The organism is Bradyrhizobium iriomotense (genome assembly GCF_018130765.1).
GTDB lineage: Bacteria > Pseudomonadota > Alphaproteobacteria > Rhizobiales > Xanthobacteraceae > Bradyrhizobium > Bradyrhizobium iriomotense_A.
Window position 1 is genome coordinate 244874 of record NZ_JAFCJZ010000009.1, and the last position, 22125, is coordinate 266998.

Consider the following 22125-nt stretch of genomic DNA (forward strand, 5'->3'; position numbering starts at 1 on the left):
GGCGATCGAAGCGGCACGGACCTCTTTTGGGGCTGGTGAAAAAAGCGGCCCGTACCAACTTATAACTAAACCATACCGTATCGTTTTATTTTGGTCAATGCCGTTGCGCCGGCCCCTCGGGGAAAGAACGCAAGCTCACGGAATTGTCAGCGGGAGGAGCGGCGCCGCGAGGTGACCTTAGCGGCGTCCTGGACGCGATCGGCCGGGCCCAGCGCGCCGGCCAGGAACAGTTTGATCGCGGTGCGCATCCGCTTTTCTGCGGCCTTCAGTTCCAGCACCGTGCCGAACGTTGCCAAGCGGTGGGTGTGACCGACGACGACGTCGAGGAACACCTCGGCTGCGATGGTGGTGTCATCGACGTCGAGCGCGCCCTGCGCCACCAGATGGTCGAAGAAGCGCGCCGTGGTGGCGACGGCCTTGAGCCAGCCTTCCTCCTTGCCGAGCTTGGCGATGTCGGGGAAGTTGATCGCCTGTGACGTCATCATGCGGCTGAAGGCGACAGCATCAGGCCCGCAGGTGAAGCTCAGCATCTCGCGCCCGATCTCGACCAGGCGCTGCTCGACCGGGATGTCCGAGGCGCTGGAGAGCTGCGTCTCCGCCGCCGCCGATAGCGGCGCAAGCCAGCGCGCGATTTCGCGCCTCAGCACCGCCGCAAACAGGCCGCGTTTGTCGCCATAGCGGGAATAGACGGTGGGCTTGCTGACCCGCGCTGCTTCCGCGACCGCGTCGAGAGAGGTGGCGTCGAAGCCACGATCGAGGAACAGGCGGGTGGCAACCTCGATCAGCCGCTGGTCGCGTTCGATCGCGGCGGTCTTGGTCGGCCGGCCGCCGCGCGATTTCGGCACCTCGCGCCGTGGCGTTACCGATCGTGTTTTGGTCGCAGTCAATCCCATGCCCAATGATTCCTGCGCGTTTCCTGTCATTCGCTCTATATCGCGCAGGAGCGGGGGCGTCATCGCGAATCTGGCCGAATTGGCCGTATCGTCAACGGTTTCGACAGGACCTCGTTCCGCTGCCGGCGTCACGGCAGCGTCGAAGTCCAGGCCTCGCCCGACGCGGCCTTCTCATACCCGTACTGATAGAGCGCTCGCATATAGCCGGTGTCGAACCCTTCCGAGGGCGGGGCGGGATAGTCGCGCGCGATATAGGAGAGATGGAAGCCCAGGCGGTTGCGCTTGGCGAAATCGTAGGTCGAGAAGATGATCGAACGGGTCTGCGACTGGGTGATCGCGGACAGGCTGCGCGAAGCGACGTCGATCGTGCTGTTGGACACCAGCTCGAAGTTGCGCTCGATCTTCTTGTTGACGAGGATGTAGATGTCCATCTTCGCAGTGCCCGGCAGGCGGCTGCCCTGGAACAGCAGGGCTTCCGGCAGCGTCAGAACCGGTGCCGTCACGCCGCCGTCGACATGCATCTCCTGAAACCGGCGGCCCTGGCCTTCGGCGTCGATCATGATGGGCGGAAACACCAGGGGAATGCTGGCGGAAGCCGCCATCACGTCGCGAAACAGCTTGAGCGCTTCGGGCGTGCCGACGGCCGCAATCTTGCCCATGTCCCAGATGGCGGTGCGCTGGGTGTCGAGATCGGTCGTCACGATCAGCAGCCTGCGGCCCCTGGCATTTTCGCGCGCGACCTGCGCCATGATCTCCGGCCCGACATAGCGGGCGACGAGCTCGCGCAGGCGCGTGTTGCCGAACAGGCCGGAGCCGAACAGCACGCGCATGATGCTGGGATCGTTCAAGAGGCTCTCTGCGATGCCGCTGGTGTAGACCTCCTTCAGCGTGTCGTCATATTGGGAGCCGAGAAAGGCAAACGGCGCGATCAGGCCGCCGGTGCTGACACCCGAAACGACTGTGAAGGTGGGGCGGGTTCTGGCCGCGGACCAGCCGTTGAGCACGCCGACGCCGTAGGCGCCGTCGGCGCCGCCGCCGGAGAGCGCCAGATAGGTTTTCGTCGCGGTGCTGGTGTCCTTCTCGAAGCTGAATTTCGTGACCGGCTCGTCGGCGTAGCGCCTGAGGCCGTCGATATCGAGCACGCGCGAGGCCTGGGCTTCAGCGGCCGTGTAGGGCGTGCGGGGCAGGGAGGTGCAGGCGCCGAGCGCCAGCCCCAAGGCGAGCACCAGGAGTCCAGTCAGGCGGGCGCCTGTTTGCCGGATCCGGCCCTGCGATGGGCCGGACATTTCAGTCGAAGATGAAGCGGAGGGCATTGTCGGCGGCTGGCGATCACGCAAATACGGCCGCGGCACATTCACCGCGGCATCTCGTCCAGGCCCCGCGGTAAAACTACACTGTATCGTTTTATTTGGCAAGCCGGGCGGAACCTCAGGTGCACATCAAATCTGTCCCAGTCTGAGGCATCGTGGGGTTCGGGCGGGTTGATCGGCCTCGCCCGGCACGCAATAAGCACGCCATGAATCGTCCCGACGCCGATCTTCCCAATCATTTCGAGTTGCTCGCCACCGATGGCGCCGCGCGTACCGGCCGCCTGACCACGCCCCACGGCGTGGTGCGCACGCCGGCCTTCATGCCGGTCGGCACCGCCGGCGCCATGAAGGGCATGCACTGGCGCGAGGTGCGCGAGGCCGGCGCCGACATCGTGCTCGGCAACACCTATCATCTGATGCTGCGCCCCGGCGCCGAGCGGATCGCAGCTCTCGGCGGCTTGCAGCGGTTCACCGGCTGGAACGGGCCGATGCTGACGGATTCCGGCGGATTCCAGGTGATGTCGCTGGCGGATTTGCGCAAGGTGACCGAGAACGCCGTCACCTTCCGCTCGCATATCGACGGCGCCAAGGTCGAGCTGTCGCCGGAGCGCTCGATCGAGGTGCAGCGCTTCCTCGGCTCCGACATCGCCATGCAGATGGACGAATGCGTGCGGCTGCCCGCCGAGCGCGACGACATCGACCGCGCGATGCGCCTGTCGCTGCGCTGGGCCGAGCGCTCCAAGCGGGCCTTCGAGAGCGCGCCCGACGGCTACATGCTGTTCGGCATCGTGCAGGGCGGCGACATCCCGCAGCTCCGTCACGCGAGCGCTGAAGGCCTCGTCGAGATCGGATTCCACGGCTACGCGATCGGCGGCCTCGCGGTCGGCGAGCCGCAGGAGGTGATGCTGGCGATGATCGACGAGACCGCGCCGATGCTGCCGAAAGAGCGGCCGCGCTATCTCATGGGCGTCGGAACGCCCGACGACATCCTCGAAGCGGTGAAGCGCGGCATCGACATGTTCGACTGCGTGATGCCGACGCGCAATGGCCGCCATGGCGTCGCCTTCACACGCTTCGGTCAGGTGAATTTGCGCAACGCACGCCACGCCGATGATCCGCGCCCGCTCGATGAAGAGAGCTCATGGCCGTCGACGCGCAACTACGCACGCGCCTATCTCCATCATCTCGTCAAGGCAGGCGAGACGCTGGGGGCAATGCTGCTGTCCGAGATCAATATCGCATACTACCAGTCCCTGATGCAGGGCATCAGGGACGCAATCGCACACGGAACGTTCGACGAGTTCTATCAGCGTACGCGCGACGACTGGGCGAGGGGCGATATCGCCCCGCGCTGATCAGCGTCAATTGCAGACGATCCGCTGCTTGACGGCATGCTTGGTCACGAAGCCGTAGCCGCAATTGTCGCAGGTCCAGAGATAGCTGATCATGTGGTCCGAGACGTAGGCGGATGCTTCGGCGGCGACCATGGAGTCGGCGCAGACCGGACAGGTGGGCAACTCGCTGCAACGCGGATCGCGGTTCAGCGCGACGGTCGACATCACTTCAGCAACTGCTGACATCGTGGTGACCTCCCTGCTTTATTAAGACGTAAGTCTAACATAAGCAGAAGTACTTGACGAGGTCGCAACACAAACGCGCTGGCTTTTATAAAATTGCCGTCACCACGACGTGACCCGCAGCCGTTTCGGACACGCTATCGCAGCGCAAACAATCCGTGTGCATTGCGATAGTTCACCACGCTGTGCTTTGCGCGTCATGACGTTCAATTACTGCGCCGCACCCTGGCGGCCGAGGGCTGGCTCGAGCGCGACCGTCTTGCTGCGTTCCGAACGGAGCCTGCGCGCGAACGAAATCCAGGGTTTCTCGACGAGGAAGTATGTCATCCAGCTGACAAGGATCGACGACGTCACGACCTCGGCGACGAAGACAAGCCATGCCAGCGGCCCGTCGCCAGGCCAGGCGTAATGATGAACCCAGACCATTGCGAACGGTGACATCAGGTAGACCGAGTAGCTGATGAGGCCGACGAACGCGAGCGGGCGCCAGGCCATCCGCTCGCCGAACGCGGCAAACACGATGAAAACGAGAGCCGCGCAGACATAGGCGGCTCCGATCGAATAGCTGTAGAAGAAGTTGTCTTCGTACGCCCCGCCATAGCGCTTGCCGGCCAGCGTGATCGCGAAGACGGTGTAAAGCGCCGTGCAGACGGCCACATGCCGCCATCGCAGCGTTCCGCCGACGACAGTGTCGCGAATGATCTTGCCGAGGAACATCGCCGAAAGGTTCAGCCCAATCTCCATCATCACCCAGGCTGCCCGTTCCTCGACCAGGAGAGCCACGGCCGTCCCGGCCAGCGCGGTCACAACGACGATCGCGACGGCGGTGAGGCGCCGGGTCAGCAGTCCTGCCGTGAAGAGAATGATGCAGACAACGTAGAACAGCAGCTCGATGGTCAGCGTCCAGTAGAAGTCCCAGAGGTGACGGACCTCCAGGAAACTCTGGAGCATCGTGATGTTGGCGACGATCTGCGACAGGGGATAGGTCCTCAACTCCACCGCCTGCATCGTGACGAGCCCGATCGCTATCGAGGTCCAGTAGGCCGGATAGAGGCGGAAGAAGCGACTGACCGCGAAGTCGTTCACGGGGGACGCGCTGGCGGGAAAACTGAACGGAATGACGAAACCGCTGACGAAGAAGAACAGCGCGACGCCGAACCGGCCGAAATTCATGTAGTAGCCGATCGCGTCGTGAAAGATCGAATGATACGCGCCGGTCGGATGTTCCCGCACGATCACCTCGAGCGCGTGCTGAACGACCACTGCCAGGACGGCGATGCCGCGTAGGGTATCGATGAAGGCGAGCCGTTGATGCATCAGGCGTTCTCTGCGCTCCCGCCGCCCGCAACGGACGCCGCCTGTCGGGAGGGTATTTGGCTAAGGCACAAGCGATGATCAGGAGGCTGGACGCTGGTCCGGCAGTTCAGCATGGCAATCGTGAACAGATTGACAACAACGGCCGGCAGAGCGGTAAACTCGGGCCTCCTGCAAATGGGGCAACAGCCGGCCGGATCACGTGATTGCCGCTTGCGCGTCGTAGCAGGCTGTCTGTAACTGCGGAACAGCTGCGACAGCGGTAAAAGTCGTCGCCAAAGGGAGTTCATGATGGACGCATCGTCCAAAACGGGTGCAGCGCACCAACCCGGCCGCGGCCGGATCTACTCTTCGATCGTCGAGGCTTTTGGCGACACGCCGATCGTGCGCTTGCGCCGCCTGCCGGGCCAGCACGGGGTGAACGCGACGATTTTGGCAAAACTTGAATATTTCAATCCGGCCGCGAGCGTGAAGGACCGTATCGGCGCGGCCATGATCATCGCCATGGAGAAGGCCGGCATCATCAAGCCCGACACCGTGCTGATCGAACCGACCTCCGGCAATACCGGCATTGCGCTCGCCTTCGTGGCGGCTTCGCGCGGTTACCGGCTCAAGCTGGTGATGCCGGAATCCATGTCGATCGAGCGGCGCAAGATGCTGGCCTTTCTCGGCGCCGAGTTGGTGCTGACCCCGGCCGCGCAAGGCATGAAAGGCGCGATCGCCGCCGCCGAGGAGCTCTTGAAGACGACCCCGAACTCGGTGATGCCGCAGCAGTTCAAGAACCTCGCCAATCCGGAAGTCCACCGCCGCACCACCGCCGAGGAGATCTGGAACGACACCGGCGGTAACATCGACTTCTTCGTCGCCGGCGTCGGCACCGGGGGCACGATCACCGGCGTCGGCCAGGTGCTCAAGCCGCGCAAGCCGTCGCTGCGGGTGATCGCGGTCGAGCCGGAGGAAAGCCCGGTGCTGTCGGGCGGCCAACATACGCCCCACAAGATCCAGGGCATCGGCGCCGGCTTCGTCCCTGACATCCTCGACCGCTCGGTGATCGACGAGATCGTGAAGATCAATTCGACCACGGCGATCGAGACCTCGCGCGCGCTGGCGCGGCATGAGGGCATTCCGGGGGGCATCTCCTCGGGCGCTGCGATCGCCGCCGCGCTCCAGATCGGCAAGCGGCCGGAGGCCGCGGGAAAGACCATTCTGGCGATCGTGCCGTCCTTCTCGGAGCGGTATCTTTCGACGGCTCTGTTCGAGGGAATCTAGGATATGGCGGATCAACCGAGGCGGCCGCGCACGCTTGGCGATGCCCGGACCGAAGCTGAGGCGGCGTTCAAGAAGGTGACGGCCAAGGTCGCCGCACCGCTGCCGAAGCAGAACGTGGCACCTGGCATCAAGGAGCAGGTCACGCTGCGCATCGACCAGGACGTGCTGGAGTTCTTCCAGGAGGGCGGCCCCGGCTGGCAGGACCGCATCAACGAAGCACTGCGCAAGGCGGCGGGGAAGTAGGCGCGAGAAGGGCGTCGCCCGCGCACCGGCGAGCTCACAGCACCTGCGACAGGAACCGCTGCGTTCGTTCGTCCTTGGCCGCCGTAAACAATGTTTCCGGCGGCCCGTGCTCGACGATCACACCGCGGTCGGTGAAGTAGACATGATCGGCGACCTCACGCGCGAAGTTCATTTCATGAGTGACAAGGATGCATGTCATCCCATCCTCGGCGAGCTCGCGGATGGTGACGAGGACTTCCTTGACCGTCTCCGGATCGAGGGCGGCCGTGACTTCGTCGAACAGCATGATGTCCGGCCGCATCGCCAGTGAACGGGCGATGGCCACGCGCTGCTGCTGTCCGCCTGAGAGTTCTCCGGGATAGGTGTCCTCCTTGCCTGCGAGCCGCACCTTGGCGAGCAGCGCCCGGGCGCGCACTTCGACCTCGGCGCGCTTCTGGCCGAGAACATGGATCGGCGCCATCATCACGTTCTGAAGCGCGGTCTTGTGTGGGAAAAGGTTGTACTGCTGAAACACCATCCCGACCTTGCGGCGGAGCGCCAGCTTGTCGAGCCTGGGATCGGACACCTCGATGCCCTCGATCTGAATGCTGCCGGACGTGATCGGCTGCAGCGCGTTGATGCAGCGGATCAACGTGGATTTCCCCGATCCGGATGGGCCGATGATGCAGATCACCTCGCCCTTCCTAACCGACAGGCTGATGCCCTTGAGGACCTCGAGAGCGCCGAATGATTTTCTGACATCGACGCATTGAACGATGGGCCGATCCGGAGTCCAGCTCGTGGCCATGCTCTGCATCCTCAGCGTACGCGGAAACGACGCTCGAGACGAGCGGTCCAGATGTTGATCGGATAACAGTAGAGAAAGAAGCACAGCAGCGCGAAGCCGTAGAGCGGCGCGAACAGCTCCGGCCTGCCGCCCTCGGCGGCATGCACCTGCGCCGTCAGGGTGAGCATTTCCGAAACGCCGACGATCGATGCGAGCACCGTCGACATCGCGACGATCGCATAGATGTTCATCCAGGGTGGCAGCATGCGCTTGATGCATTGCGGCAGCATGATCAGCCACATGGTCTGGCGCCGCGTGAAGGAGAGCGACTCCGCCGCTTCCCATTGCGTCGATGGAATCGAGCGGACGGCCCCGCGCACGACCTCGGCGACATTCGCCATGACAGGCAGGGCGAAGCCGACCGTCGCCTTGATCCAGTCCGGCAACGGGATGGTCGTCTTGAACATTATGACCTGGAAGGGCACCAGGAACATCACGAAGAACAGCAGCACCAGCCAGGGCGCGTTGCGGAAGAATTGCGTGACGAGCCAACTGACGGCGGCGAGCAGCCGGGACTCCGACAGCAAAGCGAGACCCAGGCCAAGCCCGGCGATGGTCCCCAACAGCATAGACAGTAGGGAGATCAGGATGTTGAAGGCGAACCCGCGCAGCAGCAGCGGCGACCATTTCACGATGACCTGCAGCGGCGACAGCATCGCCGGTCCAGTCTGCGCCCACGCCGTGGATGCGGCCATGATGGCGCAGAAGCAGAGAAGCGCAGCAGGCAGCGGGCCAATCCGAACGGACATCCGGACCGGCGCGGGGCGATACGGCAGAAGGACGGCAAGCCTGTGCCCGGGCTCGCCGGTCTTCATCGCGCATATCCGGGGATGTTCATCGCCCGCTCCCAGCGATGCATCAGCCAGACGAGGACCCCGACAAGGATGCCGTAGGTTGCGAGCAATACGACCATCATTTCGAACACGTTCTGCGATTCCGACCAGATCTGCTTGACCGCATACAGTGTCTCAGGAACGGCGATCGCGTAGGCGAGGGTGGTGGTCTTGAGCAGGTTGACGAGGTTGTTGTTCAGCGCGGGAAGGCAGACGCGAATGGCCAGCGGAAGCACGATATGGATGTAGGCCTTGAGGCGCGTGTATCCGAGCGCCTCAGCGGCTTCCAGCGTCGTCCTCGGCACCGCCTCGATGCCGGAGCGGAAGATTTCCACGTTGAAGGCACCTGCGAACAGCGACAGCGAAATGATTGCCCACTGGACGTTGCTCAGCAGCGGCACGCGCATGCCCGCCGCCTCGACGGCCGGAAGCATGGTGCCGAGGCCGAAATAGAAAAAGAACAGCTGGACCAGCGGCGGCGTGTTGCGAAACAACACCACGAAAGCGTTGACGGGCAGCCGCAACAGCATCGACGGACTACCCTGCAGCAAGGCGCCGATCGCGCCGATGACGAGGCTCAGCAGGATGGTCGTGACACTCAACAGCAGCGTCATGTTGAGGCCGCTGAAATAGCGGCCCCAATCGTAGGCGTCGTAGAAAACGGAGAAATTCAGCCCCGTCGTCTCGTAGAGCTGCTGAAACCAGTCGCCGATTGCCTGCATGTTGCGCGACACCGAAGTGTTGAGGCGATGCCTCGTATCAGTGCATTGGTTCGACCTGTTCGGAGCGCAGGACCGTTCCGGCGCTCCGCCTCACGGGCTCATTTGCCCTTGAATTGCTCGTACATGGAGAGCGAATACTCGGTCGGCGTAATGCCCCACTTCTTTTCCGCGGCCACGATGAGGCCGGTCTTCATCCAGTCCTTTGTCGTGTCTTCGAGCAGCTTCTGAAGACTGGTGTTTTCGAGCGCGACGGCGATCATCCATGGCGATGGCAGAACGCCTTTGAGCGGAAGGTCGTAATCCGTCTTCCACTCGTCCTCGAGCAGTTTGCCTTGCAGGAACGTCTGATCGTAGACATAGCCGATACAGTTGCCCTGCTTCATGGCGAACAGGGGCTTCTCCGAGCCGTCAAAGGCAACAATTTCGGGGCCATAGGATTTGGCGACGTCCTTGTTGTACCAGGCTCCCGACGTGGCGCAGACGGGCTTTCCCTTGAGGTCGGCCCAGTCCTTGATGCCGGCCTTCTTGTTGAGAAGGATGTTCACATAGTCCGAATAATACAGTGGCTCGATGGCTTGAACGACGCGGCGGCGTTCTGGCCTGTCCGACATGGTCGCGATCAGCAGGTCAACCTTGCCTTGCTGCAGAAATTCGATCCTGTTGGAGGCTGCGACGGGAACGAGCTCGAGTTTGACGCCAAGGCGCTTGCCGATATCAGCGGCAAGGTCCGGCTCAATGCCGACCACGTTGCCCGTGGGGTCGCGGAAACCGAAGGGCTTGTAGTCGGCCTTGACGCCGACATTCAATGTGCCGCGCTGCTTGATGGCATCGACGCCATCAGCTGCCTGAGCGCTGCCGAGCATCAGCAGCAGCGTGGCACTTGTCATCATGGAACGGGCCAGCTTCTTCATCGGATGACACCTCCAGAATTGCAATCACGATACGCGTCGTTTCTTCGCGGTACAAAGTTCGTGCCAGATCTCACGAAAATCGGGACAAGGAGAACGGCGCAAGGTCGATCGCGCTTCGGCCGTCGGTCACCATCGCGGCTGCGACGTTGCCGATCCCTGCCGAGTGCTTGAAGCCGTGGCCCGAGCAGGCCGAGATGACGAAGACTCTGTCCTGGGCGGGATGCCGGTCGATGATGAAGCCCCGATCGGGTGTCACCGTGTAGATGCAGGCGGCTGCCTGCGCGACGCGCGACGTGGCGCCGGCGAGCCGCCCCTCGACGTGCCTCCGGTACATGTCCGCCGACTCCCTGGGATCAACGGTGCGGTCGATGGTGTCGGCCGTCGTGCTGGTCTCATACTGCTCGGTCGCCACCTTGAGGCGATGATCGCCCGGCAGGGGCGGGAAGCCGTAGAGGTAATCGACGTCGGTCGCGCCGTGCATCCAGATGAACACGGGGGCGTTGGCGCGATACGCGCTGGTGTCGTCGAGCTCAAACCAATGCAGCACCTGACGCTTCACGGTGAGCACGCGGTCAAACGGCGCGCCGAGCAGGGGCGCGTTCCAGCCGCCGGCCGACACCACCACCTGGTCCGCTTCGAATGTGCCTGAGGACGTTTCCACCCGAACGGCGGAGCCTCTCTGCACGATCGAGAGAACCTCGACGCCCGTCCGTATCTTTGCGCCGAGCTGCTCCGCGCGCGTCAGCTGCGCCTTGATGCAACGCTCCGGAAAAACGTAGCCCCCGCCGGGTTCGTAATAGGCCTTCTCGTTGCCCTCGAGGTTCAGGAATTGCGGGAAGCGGTGAGCCACCTCGCGCCCGTCGATCACTTCATGCGCGATGCCGAAATCACGCGCAGCAGCAATCGAGCGTGCGACGAAATCCGGCTTGCCGTGGTGCGAGGTCTCGCCAACGCCGGGCGCCATGACGACGAGGCCGCATGGGTTCAGCAGCTCGGCCGACGTCTCGGCTTCGAGCTCGCGCCAGATCCGGTGGGTATCGAGCACCAGGGGGACGTAATCACGGCCTTCGCCGACCGCCTGCCGGGTGATGCGGGTTTCGCCGCGGCTGGATCCCATCGTGTGGGGAGGGGCAAAGCGATCGAGGCCGACCGCCTTCACCCCTCGCTTGGCCAGTTGATAGAGGGCCGCGCTGCCCATGGCACCGAGGCCGATTACCAGAATATCCGCTCGCTCGCTCATCGATGGAAGCTGCTCAATTGTTAGGACAGCATGAATTCTGCTTTCAGATGCGGCTCACCTACAAGAATAATTCATGTAATGAAGCAAATTTGCATTTTCATATGACTTTTGCTTAAGTCATGGGGATGCAGCTGCCCGTCCCAGACCTGCGAAGCCTACAGATTGTCGCAGCTGTCGCGGACTCCGGCAGCATGCTGGAGGCGTCGCGACAATTCGGGATGACGCAATCCGCCGTGTCTCAGGCGGTCCGGCGCGCCGAAGCCGCGGTCGGTGTCGCATTCTTCAACCGGAGCCGCAGGCCGCTGACGCCGACCCGGGCAGGGCGCATCCTTGCGGACCGCGTCCTCGATCTGAACCGCGACCTTGACGTGCTTCTCAGCACGCTGCGGGCCGCGGCCGAACAGTCCGAGCGCATTGATCTTCGACTCGGCCTCGTCGACTCCTACGCAGGCACCGTCGGCGCGCACCTCGTCAAGGAGCTGATGTCGGGGTCGATCGCGCTAAGCCTGTCGGCATGGTCGGGTCTTGCCCATTCTCATGCAGAGGCGCTGGTTCGTCGCATGATCGACGCGGCGATCACGTGCGATGCCATGGACGATCTCTATGACGTCGAGCGCTTTCCGTTCTACCGCGAGCCGTATCTGCTCTTAGTGCCGCGCGGATTGGAGGCCGAATTTGCCGACCTCGATTTGCGCGAGATTCTCGCCCGGCATCGTCTGGTCCGGCATAGCGAACGCTCTTATGTCGGTGCACAGGTCGAACGCCATCTGAGCCGTCTGGGCATTCGTCCTCCACGGGCCTTCGAGTTTGACACCTCGGACAGCCTGGTCGCCATGGTCGCGACCGGCATGGGCGTGGCGATCACCACGCCGCTGTGTCTGTTGCAGGGGCTTGCCCACGCGGCTCAAGTCCGTGCTGTTCCTTTGCCGGGTCCCGGATTTTTCCGTGAACTGCTTCTGGTGACCCGCCGCGGAGATCTGTCATCGCTGGCGCCGCGCATCGCAGAGATGGCGCGAACGAGCATTACGACGCAGGCGATGCCGCGCATCCGCACGCTCGTGCCCTGGTTCACCCAGGATTATTAGTAACGAAAAAGCCCGGCGCAAGCCGGGCTTTTGTTTTTGAATCTGCCGTCCTGCCTCAGCGGCGGAACATGCCGCCCATCATGCCGCCGACGACACCGCCGACGAAGGCCGCACCGGCGGCATCGCCGGGGCTGCTGCTGCGCTGTTGAGGCGCCGGTGCCGGCGCGCTGCTCGGAGCCGGGGCGCTGGCGGCGCGCCGGGCCGCCTTCTGGCTGTTGTCGCTCGCCGTCGGCGGTGTGGCCACGACCTCCGAGAGCAGGGCCTTGTGCTGGGGCTTGTTGAGATAGCCTGACGAGGGATAGCCGCGCGCGGCCTGCCAGCGCTTGATGACGGTCCGGGTTTCCTCGCTGAACGCGCCGGTCTGCTTGGTGTCGAAGCCGAGCCCGGTGAGGCGACGCTGCACGTCGCGGCGCTGGTTCTTGTCGAGGCCGATCTGGTCCTCGGTGAGCTGAGAGGCCTCATCGGTAAAGGCTGCGGGATCGACGCCGGCGTTGAGGGTGCGGGTCGTCGTCGACGGTCCGCTCTTGATCGCGGCAATCCGCGCCAGCGCCAGTGCCTTGAACTGGCCGTTGGGATAGGCGGTGAGGTAGGCGTTGAGCTCTTCCGGCTTGTTCGACTCCTTCACCGAGCGCCAGTATTCGAGCTCGACACCATCCGAGCTGCCGGCGGCCGCCACGGGGACGCTGCCAGCCGCTGTCGGCGCCGCGTTGGCAACCTGCGTCGTCGGAGCCTGGTTGAGATAGACCGCGCCGATCAGGTTGGTGTGGCCCCAGGGCAGCTGGCCCTTGTGGGTCTCCTCGTTGACCTGGGCGCGGACTGAGGTCATCGCCTGCTGGATCTCGATGCCAGGCTTGGTGATGTTGTCGATCAGCGCGCGAGTGAACGGGCTGTTGTTGCCTTCCTGTCCGTCGAGGGCTGTCTGGCCCGGGCCGGTCGCGAACGCGATCAGCGTGCCTTCGCCGGACTTCATCTCGGCAAGGCCGCTCTGCACGTTGACGCTGCGGGTCGCCGAGTTCGACTTGATCTTGGCGGCGAACGGATTGTCGCGGCAGGCATCGAGGAAGACGAGCTTGACCTTGGCATCGCCCATGGTCTGCTCGAGCGTCAGGTCGATGTTGATGGCAGCGCCCAGCTTGACGTCCATCTCAGTCTTGATGTCGGCATCGACCGGCAGCAGGTAGTTGGTGCCGCCGACGGCGATGCCGTGGCCGGCATAATAGAACAGTGCGATATCGGAGCCCTGCGCCTTGCGGCCGAAGTCGAGCAGCTTCTCCGTCATCTGGTCGCGGCTGAGGTTGGACCCTTCGATCACCTCGAATCCGACATTGCGCAGCGTCGCCGCCATGGCCTTGGCGTCGATCGGCGGGTTCGGCAATTGCGCGACGTTCTTGTAGGAGCCGTTGCCGACGACGAAGGCGACGCGACGGTCGGCCTTCGCGGCACTGACCGACAGTGCCACGCACATCAGCGAGGCGAGCAGGGTGAGATAGCGCATTCTGAAATCCCCAGAATCGAATTGCAGGCAGCAACAAATTGGCAACGAACCTACACGAAGTGCCCGACTTCGCGCCACCAAAACGGCGGTACGTCGCGTTCAACCCGCTGCTGTGTGGCCGAATGTGCACGATGGAGGGGCTCTCCAACGTGATCCAAATCACGCTCGACCACTCTGTTTGTCGCGCAAAGCAGCGCGCGGGTTCACTGGGCGCGGGCGAGAACCGGCGCCGGCTTCAAATTCAGGAGATTCCCGCACAGGATCAGCGCCGCGCCGAGGACGGTCCAGGCGTCGAGCCGCTCCGAATACAGCAGCCAACCTGCGGTTGCGGTCAGCGGAACCCGGAGGAAGTCCATGGGAACCACGATCGTCGCATCGGCATAGCGCATCGCGCTGGCGAGGCAGTAGTGCGAAAACGTTCCGCAGACGGCGATCACGCCGACCCAGGCCCAGGCGTAGGACGACGGCCAGGTCCAGACCAGCAGCGTCGGCACGAAGCCCGCGACCGACTGCACCACCAGCATCCAGAACAGGATCGACAGCGCACTTTCGGTGCGGGTCAGCGATTTCACCAGCGCCATCGAGACGCCGAATCCGATGGCGGCCCCGAGCGCGATGAGCTGGCCCTGGTTGATCTCGCCGGTGGCCGGCCGCACGATCACGATCACACCGACGAGGCCGAGCACGATGGCGGCGATCTTCCACGGCGTCATGCGCTCGGAGAGGAAGCTCGCCGCGAGGATCGCGGTCCAGATCGGCATGGTGAACTCGATCGCCACGACCTGGCCGATCGGGATTAGCGTCAGCGCAAAGAACCAGCCGAGCTGGGCAACATAGTGCACCAGGTTGCGCGCGACGTGGTGTTGCAGGCGCGATGTCCTGAGCACCCCAAAGCCGCCGGCGCGATAGATGATCGGCGCCAGCAGGACGAAGCCCGCCAGCGAACGGATCTCCATGATCTCGAAGACGTTGAGCTCGCGTGCGGTCTCGCGCCCGGCCACCGCCATGATCAGCGTCAGCGACAGCCAGCCGGACATCCACAGTGCAGCCATCGTTTTGGACGGTGTCGTGCTCATTGCGGCGGATGCGGAAAGGGTGAAATCCGAAGGGACGGCCGGTATCGGCGACATCGCCGCCGTTTGCAACGGCCAAATCTGCGGATGCAGCGATGCAGGGCGGCGTGTTAAGGCATCAGCGAACAACGAGAAGATCGGGAGATATTGCCCATGCGCATCTTGCAGCCGGCCGAGTGGAAAAAACCGCGCGGCTTTTCCCATGGTGTCGTGGTCGAAGGGCCGGGCAGGTGGGTGGTGCTCGCCGGACAGACCGGCGGCGACGAGGCGGGCAATTACGCGCCTGACATGGCGGCGCAGGTCGGAGCCGCGCTGCAGCGGATCATCAAGCTGCTGGGCGAGGCCGGCGCCGGCCCCGAGCACATCGTCCGCCTGACCTGGTACCTGACCAGCCGCAGCGAATATGAGGCCGCGGGTGCCGGCATCGGCGCGGCCTGGAAGGAGACGCTGGGGCGCAATTTCCCGCCCTCGACGCTGCTCTATATCGGCGGTCTCGTGGACGAGCGGGCCAAGGTCGAGATCGAGGTCACCGCGTTCGTGCCGGGCGCATAAAAAAATCGATCCGGCGAAGGTCGCCGGATCGATTGTCGTGTCACCCTGGCGTGTTACTTCGACATCGAGATGTTGGCGCCGCGGAACTGGCTATCCGCACGGATCGCGACGGTCTGCTTGTTGCCGCTCGTCCGTAGCGCGAGGTTGGCGTTGAAGCCGGCGGCAGAGACGACCACCTCGAAGTTTCCACCACCGCCGCGGCCCTGGAGCGAGCCGGAGATGTTACGGCTGGCCTCGGACCAGCTGCCGGTGACGGCGCCGCCCTCGGCCCTCACGCTGGCGGCGAGATTGAACTTGTAAGCGTCGCTGGCACAGGTCAGCGACATCTCCATCGTGGGGCCGATCGGGGCGTATTTGGCCCGGCAGCGGATGCGTTCGGTGGACCCGTCGTCCAGTGTCACGATGCCGCCGCCGCTCCAGCTGCCCGCAAGCGGGGCGAACGGGCCGGCCTGGGCCTTGCTTTCAGAGTTGGCGAGCCCCGCCGCAAACAAAACGGCGGCCGCAATCAGCAGCCGCCGGCTCCGGGCGCGAGCCTCGATTGGTTTATTGGCGCGATGCTTCCCACCGCCCGCTGCACGGTATGCCTGCAGATGCTCCATTCCACTTCCCCGATCCGGCGTTGCCGTTGAGTTGACCGTTGGCATATGCACCATTGATCGAAACTTTCACAAGTCCCCCACTGCCGATGGTGCCGGAAACGTTAGCGCCGGGCGCGGTGATCTTGCCGTCGGCAACCGTCAGCATCGAGCTCGCGGTCGGCTCGCACGAGCCGCTCTTGGTCACGATGGTGACCTGCCAGTTGCCGTCATAGGGGCTCTGGGCGAAGGCGGGAGCGGCGACGGTGCCGGTGAAAACTGAAGCGGCACAGAACGCCGCGATGCGAGCAAAACGCATGAATTCCGTCCTTGAGTATGTCTGATATGCTGTCGCTTATTCGGACAAAATGTGACGGAAATTTGTTGCGCTGCCAAATCGAAAATTGTTCCTGTGGAAACAATGGTTTATTTGTGTTTTTGGCCCCGATTTTTCAAGCAGAATCAATGCACCCTCACGTTAAGGGTAAACGTCAGGAGAGACTCGGGGCCGAGGTCGCGAACTGCTCGTCCTGGACTTTCTCCGGCAGGGCCTTGTGGACCTTGATGTAGTCGATCACGTCGGCCAGCAATTTGAGCCCGAGTGGGGCGAGCGCACGCTCCCAGAGCTCGCGGGCGGTCTCGCCCTTCTTGACGAAGCACCAGTCCTGGGCGGCGATGGCGCCGGCATCCATGCGGTCGGCGAGACGATAGATGGTGCCGCCGGCGATCGGATCGCCTTCCTTGATGGTCCATTCCACGGCGGCCTTGCCGCGGTGACGCGGCAGCAGCGAGGGATGGTAGCCGATCCCGCCGAACCTGGCCGCAGCGAGCGCGTCCCTGCCGATCCGGGCATGGCTATGTGCCGTGATGATCAAATCGGTGTCAGGAGCGATCTCGGAGGCCACCACCAGCTTCGGATTGGCCTGCACCACGACCTCGATGCCGGCCGCCTTGGCCGCCGCGGCCAGGCGATCGTCGGCGTCCGCCACCACGATCCGCGCGATCGAGACGCTGTGCTCTCGGAGCATGTTCAGAGTGGTCACACCGAAATGGCGGGAGCCGACGAGGGTAATGCGCATGGGGGGTCCGATCCGTCTCGCAACTGCGTCATACCCCGATAACATGTCCGGCAGCCGTGTCACCATCCGCGGGCCGTTTGCGGCGGTTATCAACAATGCGCCGGGCGCGGGACGGCTGTTTTCCGCGATTGCGCGGCCGGTCGTTCCGGTGCTTCCATAGGCACATTGCACCAGCTCGGAGCGAGCGCATGCGCAGCGCGTGGTTTTTCCTTCTCATTGCACTGATCGTGGCCACGCCGGCTCGCGCCGGAGGGCCTTATCCGGCGGTGCCGCCGGAAATCGGCGTGGCGCCGTTCATCGGCCCGACCTGGGATACCTATCGCTGCGCTGAGGGGACCATCCACAACTTCTATCACGACGCCTATTACGGCGAGGAGCCGCCGGCGCTTTATCGCGGTTACGCCTACCGGCCGTACTATCGCTACAGCGCCTATCGCAAAGCGCCGCGGACATATTTCTGCGTCACGGATTAGCGTTGCCGGGCGGCGACGGCTGTGGCCGCTGGCGTAATCGCCAGCGGCTTTTTCATGCCGTGCGTCACGAAATCATCTGACGGTAATACGTTCTCAACCAGCTTGTCGTATCGACGAATCCGTCGCGGATTTGTATTGCGTACCGCGACACCAAAAATGTCCCCGCCGGCGTGGGTGCGCCGTGCGGACATTTTTGCCGGGACCGATTTATGCCGAGCGCAATTGAGCAGATCGTGGACGCCTATGTGCGGCTGAAGAACCGCCGCGGCCTCGACCAGCTGATGATGCACAGGCAGCGTCTCGCGGTCGATTTGAAGAGCAGGTCGGGCTACGATTTCAGCCTGCCGATCGGCCAGATCGACGAGGAGATCGCGATCATCGAGGCGGGGCTCAGCCGGCTGAAGGCGGCGAATTCCACGGCAGCGTAGCGCGGCTCAGCGAGGTGAACTTTTGCGCGGACTGAGGTGCTGCGCATCGTCGCTGGTCGATTCCGGTTCATGCAAGGTTCAGCCCGGCCATGTCTCTATCGGCCGGTCATTCCGTGGGACACGAATCCTGCGAGGTTTGTCTCGGAGATTTGGAGGAGACGTCATGATCGAGCTTGCGCTGGCTGGCCTGATTGCGTTTGCAAGCGCGCCTGCGGCATCGCCGGCGCCCATCGTGGAGCAGGTTCAGTTCCGAGGTGGTCCAGGTGGGCAATGTCCGGACGGCTATGATTTCAACCACTCGAACGGCCGTTGCTATCCGAACAACTATCACGCGCCCGGCTACTACACGGCTCCCGAGCCGACCTACCGGGGTGGACTCTGCCCGGACGGGTACGACTACAATTATTCCAACGGCAATTGCTATCCGAACCGTGCGCGGGCACCCGGCATGTACGGGCAACCCGAATATGGCCGCCGCGGCGGACTTTGTCCCGACGGCTACGACTACAATTATTCGAGCGGACGGTGCTATCCGAGCGGTGCACGCGCCCCCGGCATGTACGGGCGCTAGAGCATGATCGATCCGGACCCGGAGGGACGCGTTAGCGCAAAGTGCGCTACGGTTTTCCGAGAAGATCATGCTCAGATCATGATCCAAAGCGCGATGACGATTCACCCCAATTTCATCGCGCTTTAGGATTTCCCGCCGTCGATCACCGTGAACAGCGGTCGGGCCTTGGTCGGTTCGACCAGCAGTTCCTCGACCATGGCACTCGCAGCCTCGACATATTTCCGAGTGGGCTTGTCCAGGGGACGCTGTGCCTCGTCGTCGAGCGCGACCTTGGCGGCCTCAACCAGCTTGCGCATGCGCTCAGCATGGTCGTCGCCTGCGGTCAGCGTCGCGCGCGCCAGCGAGCGCAGCACGAACAGCTCGCCCTCGAGGCGGAGCAGGCGGTCGTTGAGCCTGGTGAGGACGGCGTTGAGGTCGGCCATGTCAGGTGTTCGTCGCTGTGGATTCGTCCTGATCTAGCGGCGATCGGTGAACGGAGTGCAAACGGCATCGGCGCAATTGGGCTGATCGTCCGCATGTCGCGGTGCCGCCGTTGTGACCGGTCGTGACGACGCGATGCGTGGGCACAGCATGGTTCCCGCACCACATGTCGGCCTGGGTGGACGTTTGGAGCCCATGCGATGCGGTTTATCCCGGTTGTGATCCTCTTGATGTCGGCATGCGCGGCTGCCGCCGCCGCGCCGGCGCACCACGCCCGCCCGCATCACCCCGTGGTCGTCCGTCCGTCCGAGGACGCGCCGGTGCCGCCCGGCTGGTACAAATTTCCCGGCTGGCCGCCGATCCCGCCGTCGGAGAACAGGAATCTCGATCCCTCCAATTTCGGCGGGGGCTGATCGAAACTACGCCGCGCTTCGCGCCAGATCGTCGCGCGCGAAGGCGAGGTACCAGTCGAGGCAGGCGGGGTTGGCCATCGCCTCCTTGTTGATGACCTTCTCGACGGGGTGGCCGAGCAGCAGCTTCTTGATCGGCAGCTCCTGCTTCTTGCCCGACAGCGTGCGCGGGATCTCGGCGACGGCGAAGATTTCATTCGGCAGGAAGCGGCGTGACAGACCGGCCTCGATCGCCTTGTTGATCTTCGCCTGCATCGCGGCATCGAGCGCTGTGCCCTCGCGCAGCACCACGAACAGCGGCATTTAGCTGTCGCGGCCGAGATATTCGAGGTCGACGACGAGGCTATCGAGCACCTCCGGCAGCGCCTCGATCGCCGAATAGAGCTCGCTCGTACCCATGCGCAGGCCGTGCCGGTTGATGGTGGCGTCGCTGCGGCCGTAGATGATGCAGGAGCCGTCGGGATTGACCTTGAGCCAGTCGCCGTGTCGCCACACCGGCCCGCGACCGCTGCCGTCGAAATTGTCCGGATAGGTCTCGAAATAACTGGCGCGATAGCGCGCACCGTCCTTGTCGTTCCAGAAATAGAGCGGCATCGAGGGCATTGGCTCGGTGCAGACGAGCTCGCCGACCTCGTCAATAACGGCGCGGCCCTGTTCGCTGAAGGCTTCGACGGCCGCGCCGAGCAGGCGGCATTGCATCGCGCCCGGTGTTTGCGGCAGTTCGCGATTTCCCCCGATGAAGGCGCCGGCGAAATCGGTGCCGCCAGAGATGTTCGCCCACCAGATGTCAGCCTGCGCCTTGCTGCCGTTGGTCTTCGACAGCGCAGCGAAGCGCGCGTTGAACCAGGCTTGGGTGTCGGCGCTGAGCGGCGAGCCGGTCGAGCCGAGGCAGCGCAGACGTGACAGATCGCCGGCGGCGGCAAGATCGATCTCGGCCTTGGCGCAGCTCGCGAAGAACGCCGCGCCGGCGCCGAAGAAGGTCGCCTTCGACTGCGCCACGAAGCGCCACAGCGTGCTCCAGTCCGGCTTGTCTTTTGCGCCGCCGGGGCTGCCGTCGAAGATGCAGCAGGTGGTGCCGCTGAGCAGGCCGCCGACTTGCGAATTCCACATGATCCAGCCGGTCGAAGAGTACCAGTGATAGCGCTCGCCGAACGAGTTTGGGTGATAGGAGCAGCCGATGTCGTTGTGCAGGCCGAGCAGCGCCAGCACCACGATGACGATGCCGCCATGGCCGTGCACGATCGGTTTCGGCAGGCCGGTGGTGCCGCTGGAATAGACGATCCAGAGCGGATGATCGAACGGCAGCCACATCGGCTCGAACGCGTCGATCGCGGCGCCGGTTCTTACGGTGATCTCGGAGAGCAGGGCATCTGGGGTAGCCGCAGCTTCAGCCTCACTGTGCAGGATGACGTGCTCGACCGTGGGCAGTGATCGTCGTAACTCCGCGACGACATCGCGTCGGTCGTGCCGCCGGCCGGCATAGGTGACGGCGTCGCAGGCGATCAACACTTTCGGCTCGATCTGCTTGAAGCGATCGATCACGGCGGGCGCGGCCATGTCGGGCGCGCAGACGCTCCAGACCGCGCCGATGCTGGCGCTGGCGAGAAAACCGATGATGGTCTCGGGGACGTTGGGCAGATAGGCCGCAACACGATCGCCCGGCTTGATGCCCTTCTCCTTCAGATGCAGCGCGAGCGCCGCCGCCTTGCGCCGCAGCTCCGGCCAGCTCGTCTCCCTGAGCTTGCCGTCCTCGCCGCTGCTGACGATCGCGGGCAGGCCGGCTGCATCGGCCGCCTCGACATGCCGGAACACCTGCCGCGCATAGTTGACCTGCGCACCCGGAAACCAGACCGCGCCCGGCATCTTGCGCTCGGTGATCACGGCCGCGAACGGTGCCGGCGATTGCAGATCGTAATAATCCCAGATGCTGCGCCAGAAGCCGTCGAGGTCGCGCACCGACCATTGCCGCATGTCCTCGTAGCTCGCGAAGGAGAGGCCGCGCTGCTCGGCGAGCCAGTTGCGGTAGAGGGCGATCTGGGGAACGAAAGCTGCGGTCATTGCGTGTCGGCTTCAGTTGCGGGGAGGAAAGTCTAGCTCGCACCGCAGACGAGCAGAAGCCATCGTTCGTGCAGACCGCAATGGCCGCTTTTAGCCTACCACTCCACGCCCGCCCAGCGGCGTCCGAACACCGGCGGCTTCGTCTTCACCGCCTGCCAGCCGAAGAAGTGATGCTTGCCGGACCAGCTGTGCACCACGCTGCTACAGATGTTGCACCTGAAGTGGCCGACATGCGCCTCAGCGTGCTCCTCCCGTGTCGCGGTGTAGTTCATGCTGCAACCGGTGCAGGTGAATTCTTCAATCGTCCAGATGCTGTTGGCCATTGCACGCGTTGTTTCCAGGGACCTCGATGCAGGGTAGGGACGGGCCTTTGCATCGGCGTAAACCGGTCCAGGGAAATCCGGTTAATCGCCGTTAGCCAAATCGTGCCGGCGTCACGGCAGGATCAGCCCTCGGTCCGGCCGGTCCGCATGTCCCTGTCGATGCGCATCTGCACGCGCCGGATGGCGAGCAGTGGCAGCCTGCCTTGCACCCGCCCAGTGCGGACCTTGTCGTCGATCGCGTAGGCATAGTGCCAATAGCCGGGCGCGCTGTTTCGCTTGATCGAAAAGCGGATGGTGCGGTGAATTCCCGCATGCTGATCGGGCTCTTGGAGGCGGCGCGGCATTGTCTCTGAATGCTTTTTGGGCCGATGCGTTCCAAAACCCGTGGCCGGCGGGTCCGAAGCGGGCGGGCGGTCGTCTTGACGCCCGCCCCGGGGCTGGCAAT

The 22125-nt window shown here is 63.9% G+C and carries 26 protein-coding genes and 1 pseudogene; 9 read left to right on the plus strand and 18 right to left on the minus strand.

All coding sequences use genetic code 11. The features are described from left to right. Nucleotides 1-146 precede the first annotated feature (146 nt). The gene (locus tag JQ635_RS18015; RefSeq protein WP_211411173.1) at nucleotides 147-893 is read right to left on the minus strand and encodes a TetR/AcrR family transcriptional regulator; all 747 of its coding nucleotides are present in this window, start codon (nucleotides 891-893) and stop codon (nucleotides 147-149) included. Nucleotides 894-1021: 128 nt separating this feature from the next. Further along, nucleotides 1022-2179: a patatin-like phospholipase family protein gene (locus JQ635_RS18020; protein ID WP_211411174.1), complete on the minus strand. Its 1158-nt coding sequence runs from the start codon at nucleotides 2177-2179 to the stop codon at nucleotides 1022-1024. A 230-nt stretch (nucleotides 2180-2409) separates the two neighbouring features. Here JQ635_RS18020 and tgt point away from each other — a divergent pair, with 230 nt between their 5' ends. Then, complete coding sequence (gene tgt / locus JQ635_RS18025) at nucleotides 2410-3558, plus strand: tRNA guanosine(34) transglycosylase Tgt (RefSeq protein ID WP_211411175.1); 1149 nt, start codon at nucleotides 2410-2412, stop codon at nucleotides 3556-3558. Between the two features lie 6 nt (nucleotides 3559-3564). Here tgt and JQ635_RS18030 read toward each other — a convergent pair whose 3' ends face one another. Together JQ635_RS18030 and JQ635_RS18035 are read right to left on the minus strand one after the other, a co-directional pair. Beyond that, nucleotides 3565-3783, minus strand: coding sequence for a hypothetical protein (locus JQ635_RS18030; RefSeq protein WP_018642135.1), 219 nt, complete (start codon nucleotides 3781-3783; stop codon nucleotides 3565-3567). A gap of 207 nt (nucleotides 3784-3990) precedes the next feature. After that, nucleotides 3991-5097, minus strand: a complete 1107-nt coding sequence (locus tag JQ635_RS18035; protein ID WP_211411176.1) for an acyltransferase family protein — start codon at nucleotides 5095-5097, stop codon at nucleotides 3991-3993. A 288-nt stretch (nucleotides 5098-5385) separates the two neighbouring features. On the opposite strand from JQ635_RS18035, the gene cysK reads away from it, so the two are divergent. Then, nucleotides 5386-6363, plus strand: coding sequence for a cysteine synthase A (gene cysK / locus JQ635_RS18040; RefSeq protein ID WP_211411177.1), 978 nt, complete (start codon nucleotides 5386-5388; stop codon nucleotides 6361-6363). Nucleotides 6364-6366: 3 nt separating this feature from the next. Further along, a complete protein-coding gene (locus JQ635_RS18045) occupies nucleotides 6367-6606 on the plus strand; it encodes a BrnA antitoxin family protein (protein ID WP_194461997.1) in 240 nt (79 codons plus the stop codon). Between the two features lie 34 nt (nucleotides 6607-6640). Here JQ635_RS18045 and JQ635_RS18050 read toward each other — a convergent pair whose 3' ends face one another. The 5 genes from JQ635_RS18050 to solA form a co-directional block, all read right to left on the minus strand. After that, nucleotides 6641-7393 carry an amino acid ABC transporter ATP-binding protein gene (locus JQ635_RS18050; RefSeq protein WP_211411178.1) on the minus strand — a complete coding sequence of 251 codons (753 nt, stop codon included), beginning with the start codon at nucleotides 7391-7393 and terminating at the stop codon, nucleotides 6641-6643. 11 nt (nucleotides 7394-7404) lie between these two features. Beyond that, nucleotides 7405-8247: an amino acid ABC transporter permease gene (locus JQ635_RS18055; RefSeq protein ID WP_211411179.1), complete on the minus strand. Its 843-nt coding sequence runs from the start codon at nucleotides 8245-8247 to the stop codon at nucleotides 7405-7407. Then, complete coding sequence (locus JQ635_RS18060) at nucleotides 8244-8987, minus strand: amino acid ABC transporter permease (RefSeq protein WP_211411180.1); 744 nt, start codon at nucleotides 8985-8987, stop codon at nucleotides 8244-8246. The genes JQ635_RS18055 and JQ635_RS18060 overlap by 4 nt, the downstream gene beginning before the upstream one ends. A 98-nt stretch (nucleotides 8988-9085) precedes the next feature. After that, a complete protein-coding gene (locus JQ635_RS18065; RefSeq protein ID WP_211411181.1) occupies nucleotides 9086-9898 on the minus strand; it encodes a transporter substrate-binding domain-containing protein in 813 nt (270 codons plus the stop codon). 70 nt (nucleotides 9899-9968) lie between these two features. Beyond that, nucleotides 9969-11138, minus strand: a complete 1170-nt coding sequence (solA, locus tag JQ635_RS18070; protein WP_211411182.1) for an N-methyl-L-tryptophan oxidase — start codon at nucleotides 11136-11138, stop codon at nucleotides 9969-9971. Between the two features lie 125 nt (nucleotides 11139-11263). Between solA and JQ635_RS18075 the strand changes: the two genes are divergently transcribed. Next, complete coding sequence (locus tag JQ635_RS18075) at nucleotides 11264-12223, plus strand: LysR family transcriptional regulator (protein ID WP_211411183.1); 960 nt, start codon at nucleotides 11264-11266, stop codon at nucleotides 12221-12223. Between the two features lie 55 nt (nucleotides 12224-12278). Here JQ635_RS18075 and JQ635_RS18080 read toward each other — a convergent pair whose 3' ends face one another. Both JQ635_RS18080 and JQ635_RS18085 read right to left on the minus strand, forming a co-directional pair. Beyond that, nucleotides 12279-13718 (minus strand): caspase family protein, encoded by a 1440-nt coding sequence (locus JQ635_RS18080; RefSeq protein ID WP_211411184.1) that lies wholly within the window; start codon nucleotides 13716-13718, stop codon nucleotides 12279-12281. A gap of 203 nt (nucleotides 13719-13921) precedes the next feature. Then, nucleotides 13922-14794, minus strand: coding sequence for a DMT family transporter (locus JQ635_RS18085; RefSeq protein ID WP_211411185.1), 873 nt, complete (start codon nucleotides 14792-14794; stop codon nucleotides 13922-13924). A gap of 150 nt (nucleotides 14795-14944) precedes the next feature. Between JQ635_RS18085 and JQ635_RS18090 the strand changes: the two genes are divergently transcribed. Next, nucleotides 14945-15343, plus strand: a complete 399-nt coding sequence (locus JQ635_RS18090; protein ID WP_211411186.1) for a RidA family protein — start codon at nucleotides 14945-14947, stop codon at nucleotides 15341-15343. Nucleotides 15344-15396: 53 nt separating this feature from the next. On the opposite strand, the gene JQ635_RS18095 is transcribed toward JQ635_RS18090, so the two are convergent. From JQ635_RS18095 to JQ635_RS18105, 3 genes are all read right to left on the minus strand, one after another. Beyond that, nucleotides 15397-15942, minus strand: coding sequence for a hypothetical protein (locus tag JQ635_RS18095; RefSeq protein WP_211411187.1), 546 nt, complete (start codon nucleotides 15940-15942; stop codon nucleotides 15397-15399). Continuing rightward, nucleotides 15887-16237, minus strand: a complete 351-nt coding sequence (locus JQ635_RS18100) for a hypothetical protein (protein WP_211411188.1) — start codon at nucleotides 16235-16237, stop codon at nucleotides 15887-15889. Before JQ635_RS18100 ends, JQ635_RS18095 begins: the two co-directional genes overlap by 56 nt. A 172-nt stretch (nucleotides 16238-16409) precedes the next feature. Further along, a complete protein-coding gene (locus tag JQ635_RS18105; protein ID WP_211411189.1) occupies nucleotides 16410-16997 on the minus strand; it encodes a formyltransferase family protein in 588 nt (195 codons plus the stop codon). A gap of 188 nt (nucleotides 16998-17185) precedes the next feature. On the opposite strand from JQ635_RS18105, the gene JQ635_RS18110 reads away from it, so the two are divergent. The 3 genes from JQ635_RS18110 (at nucleotide 17186) to JQ635_RS18120 (ending at nucleotide 18469) form a co-directional block, all read left to right on the plus strand. Beyond that, on the plus strand, nucleotides 17186-17470 hold the full coding sequence (locus tag JQ635_RS18110; protein WP_211411190.1) for a hypothetical protein: 285 nt from the start codon (nucleotides 17186-17188) through the stop codon (nucleotides 17468-17470). 209 nt (nucleotides 17471-17679) lie between these two features. After that, nucleotides 17680-17898 (plus strand): hypothetical protein, encoded by a 219-nt coding sequence (locus JQ635_RS18115; RefSeq protein ID WP_211411191.1) that lies wholly within the window; start codon nucleotides 17680-17682, stop codon nucleotides 17896-17898. A 163-nt stretch (nucleotides 17899-18061) separates the two neighbouring features. Then, entirely contained in the window at nucleotides 18062-18469 is a 408-nt protein-coding gene (locus JQ635_RS18120) for a hypothetical protein (RefSeq protein ID WP_211411192.1), read from the plus strand. 122 nt (nucleotides 18470-18591) lie between these two features. On the opposite strand, the gene JQ635_RS18125 is transcribed toward JQ635_RS18120, so the two are convergent. Beyond that, nucleotides 18592-18891 (minus strand): hypothetical protein, encoded by a 300-nt coding sequence (locus tag JQ635_RS18125; protein ID WP_211411193.1) that lies wholly within the window; start codon nucleotides 18889-18891, stop codon nucleotides 18592-18594. A 198-nt stretch (nucleotides 18892-19089) separates the two neighbouring features. Here JQ635_RS18125 and JQ635_RS18130 point away from each other — a divergent pair, with 198 nt between their 5' ends. Then, entirely contained in the window at nucleotides 19090-19302 is a 213-nt protein-coding gene (locus JQ635_RS18130) for a hypothetical protein (protein WP_211411194.1), read from the plus strand. Nucleotides 19303-19308: 6 nt separating this feature from the next. Here JQ635_RS18130 and JQ635_RS18135 read toward each other — a convergent pair. The 3 genes and pseudogenes from JQ635_RS18135 to JQ635_RS18145 form a co-directional block, all read right to left on the minus strand. Further along, nucleotides 19309-21357: pseudogene (locus JQ635_RS18135) on the minus strand (acetoacetate--CoA ligase). Between the two features lie 95 nt (nucleotides 21358-21452). Further along, nucleotides 21453-21680, minus strand: coding sequence for a hypothetical protein (locus JQ635_RS18140; protein ID WP_211401914.1), 228 nt, complete (start codon nucleotides 21678-21680; stop codon nucleotides 21453-21455). A 122-nt stretch (nucleotides 21681-21802) separates the two neighbouring features. After that, nucleotides 21803-22024: a hypothetical protein gene (locus JQ635_RS18145; protein WP_211411195.1), complete on the minus strand. Its 222-nt coding sequence runs from the start codon at nucleotides 22022-22024 to the stop codon at nucleotides 21803-21805. Nucleotides 22025-22125 lie beyond the last annotated feature (101 nt).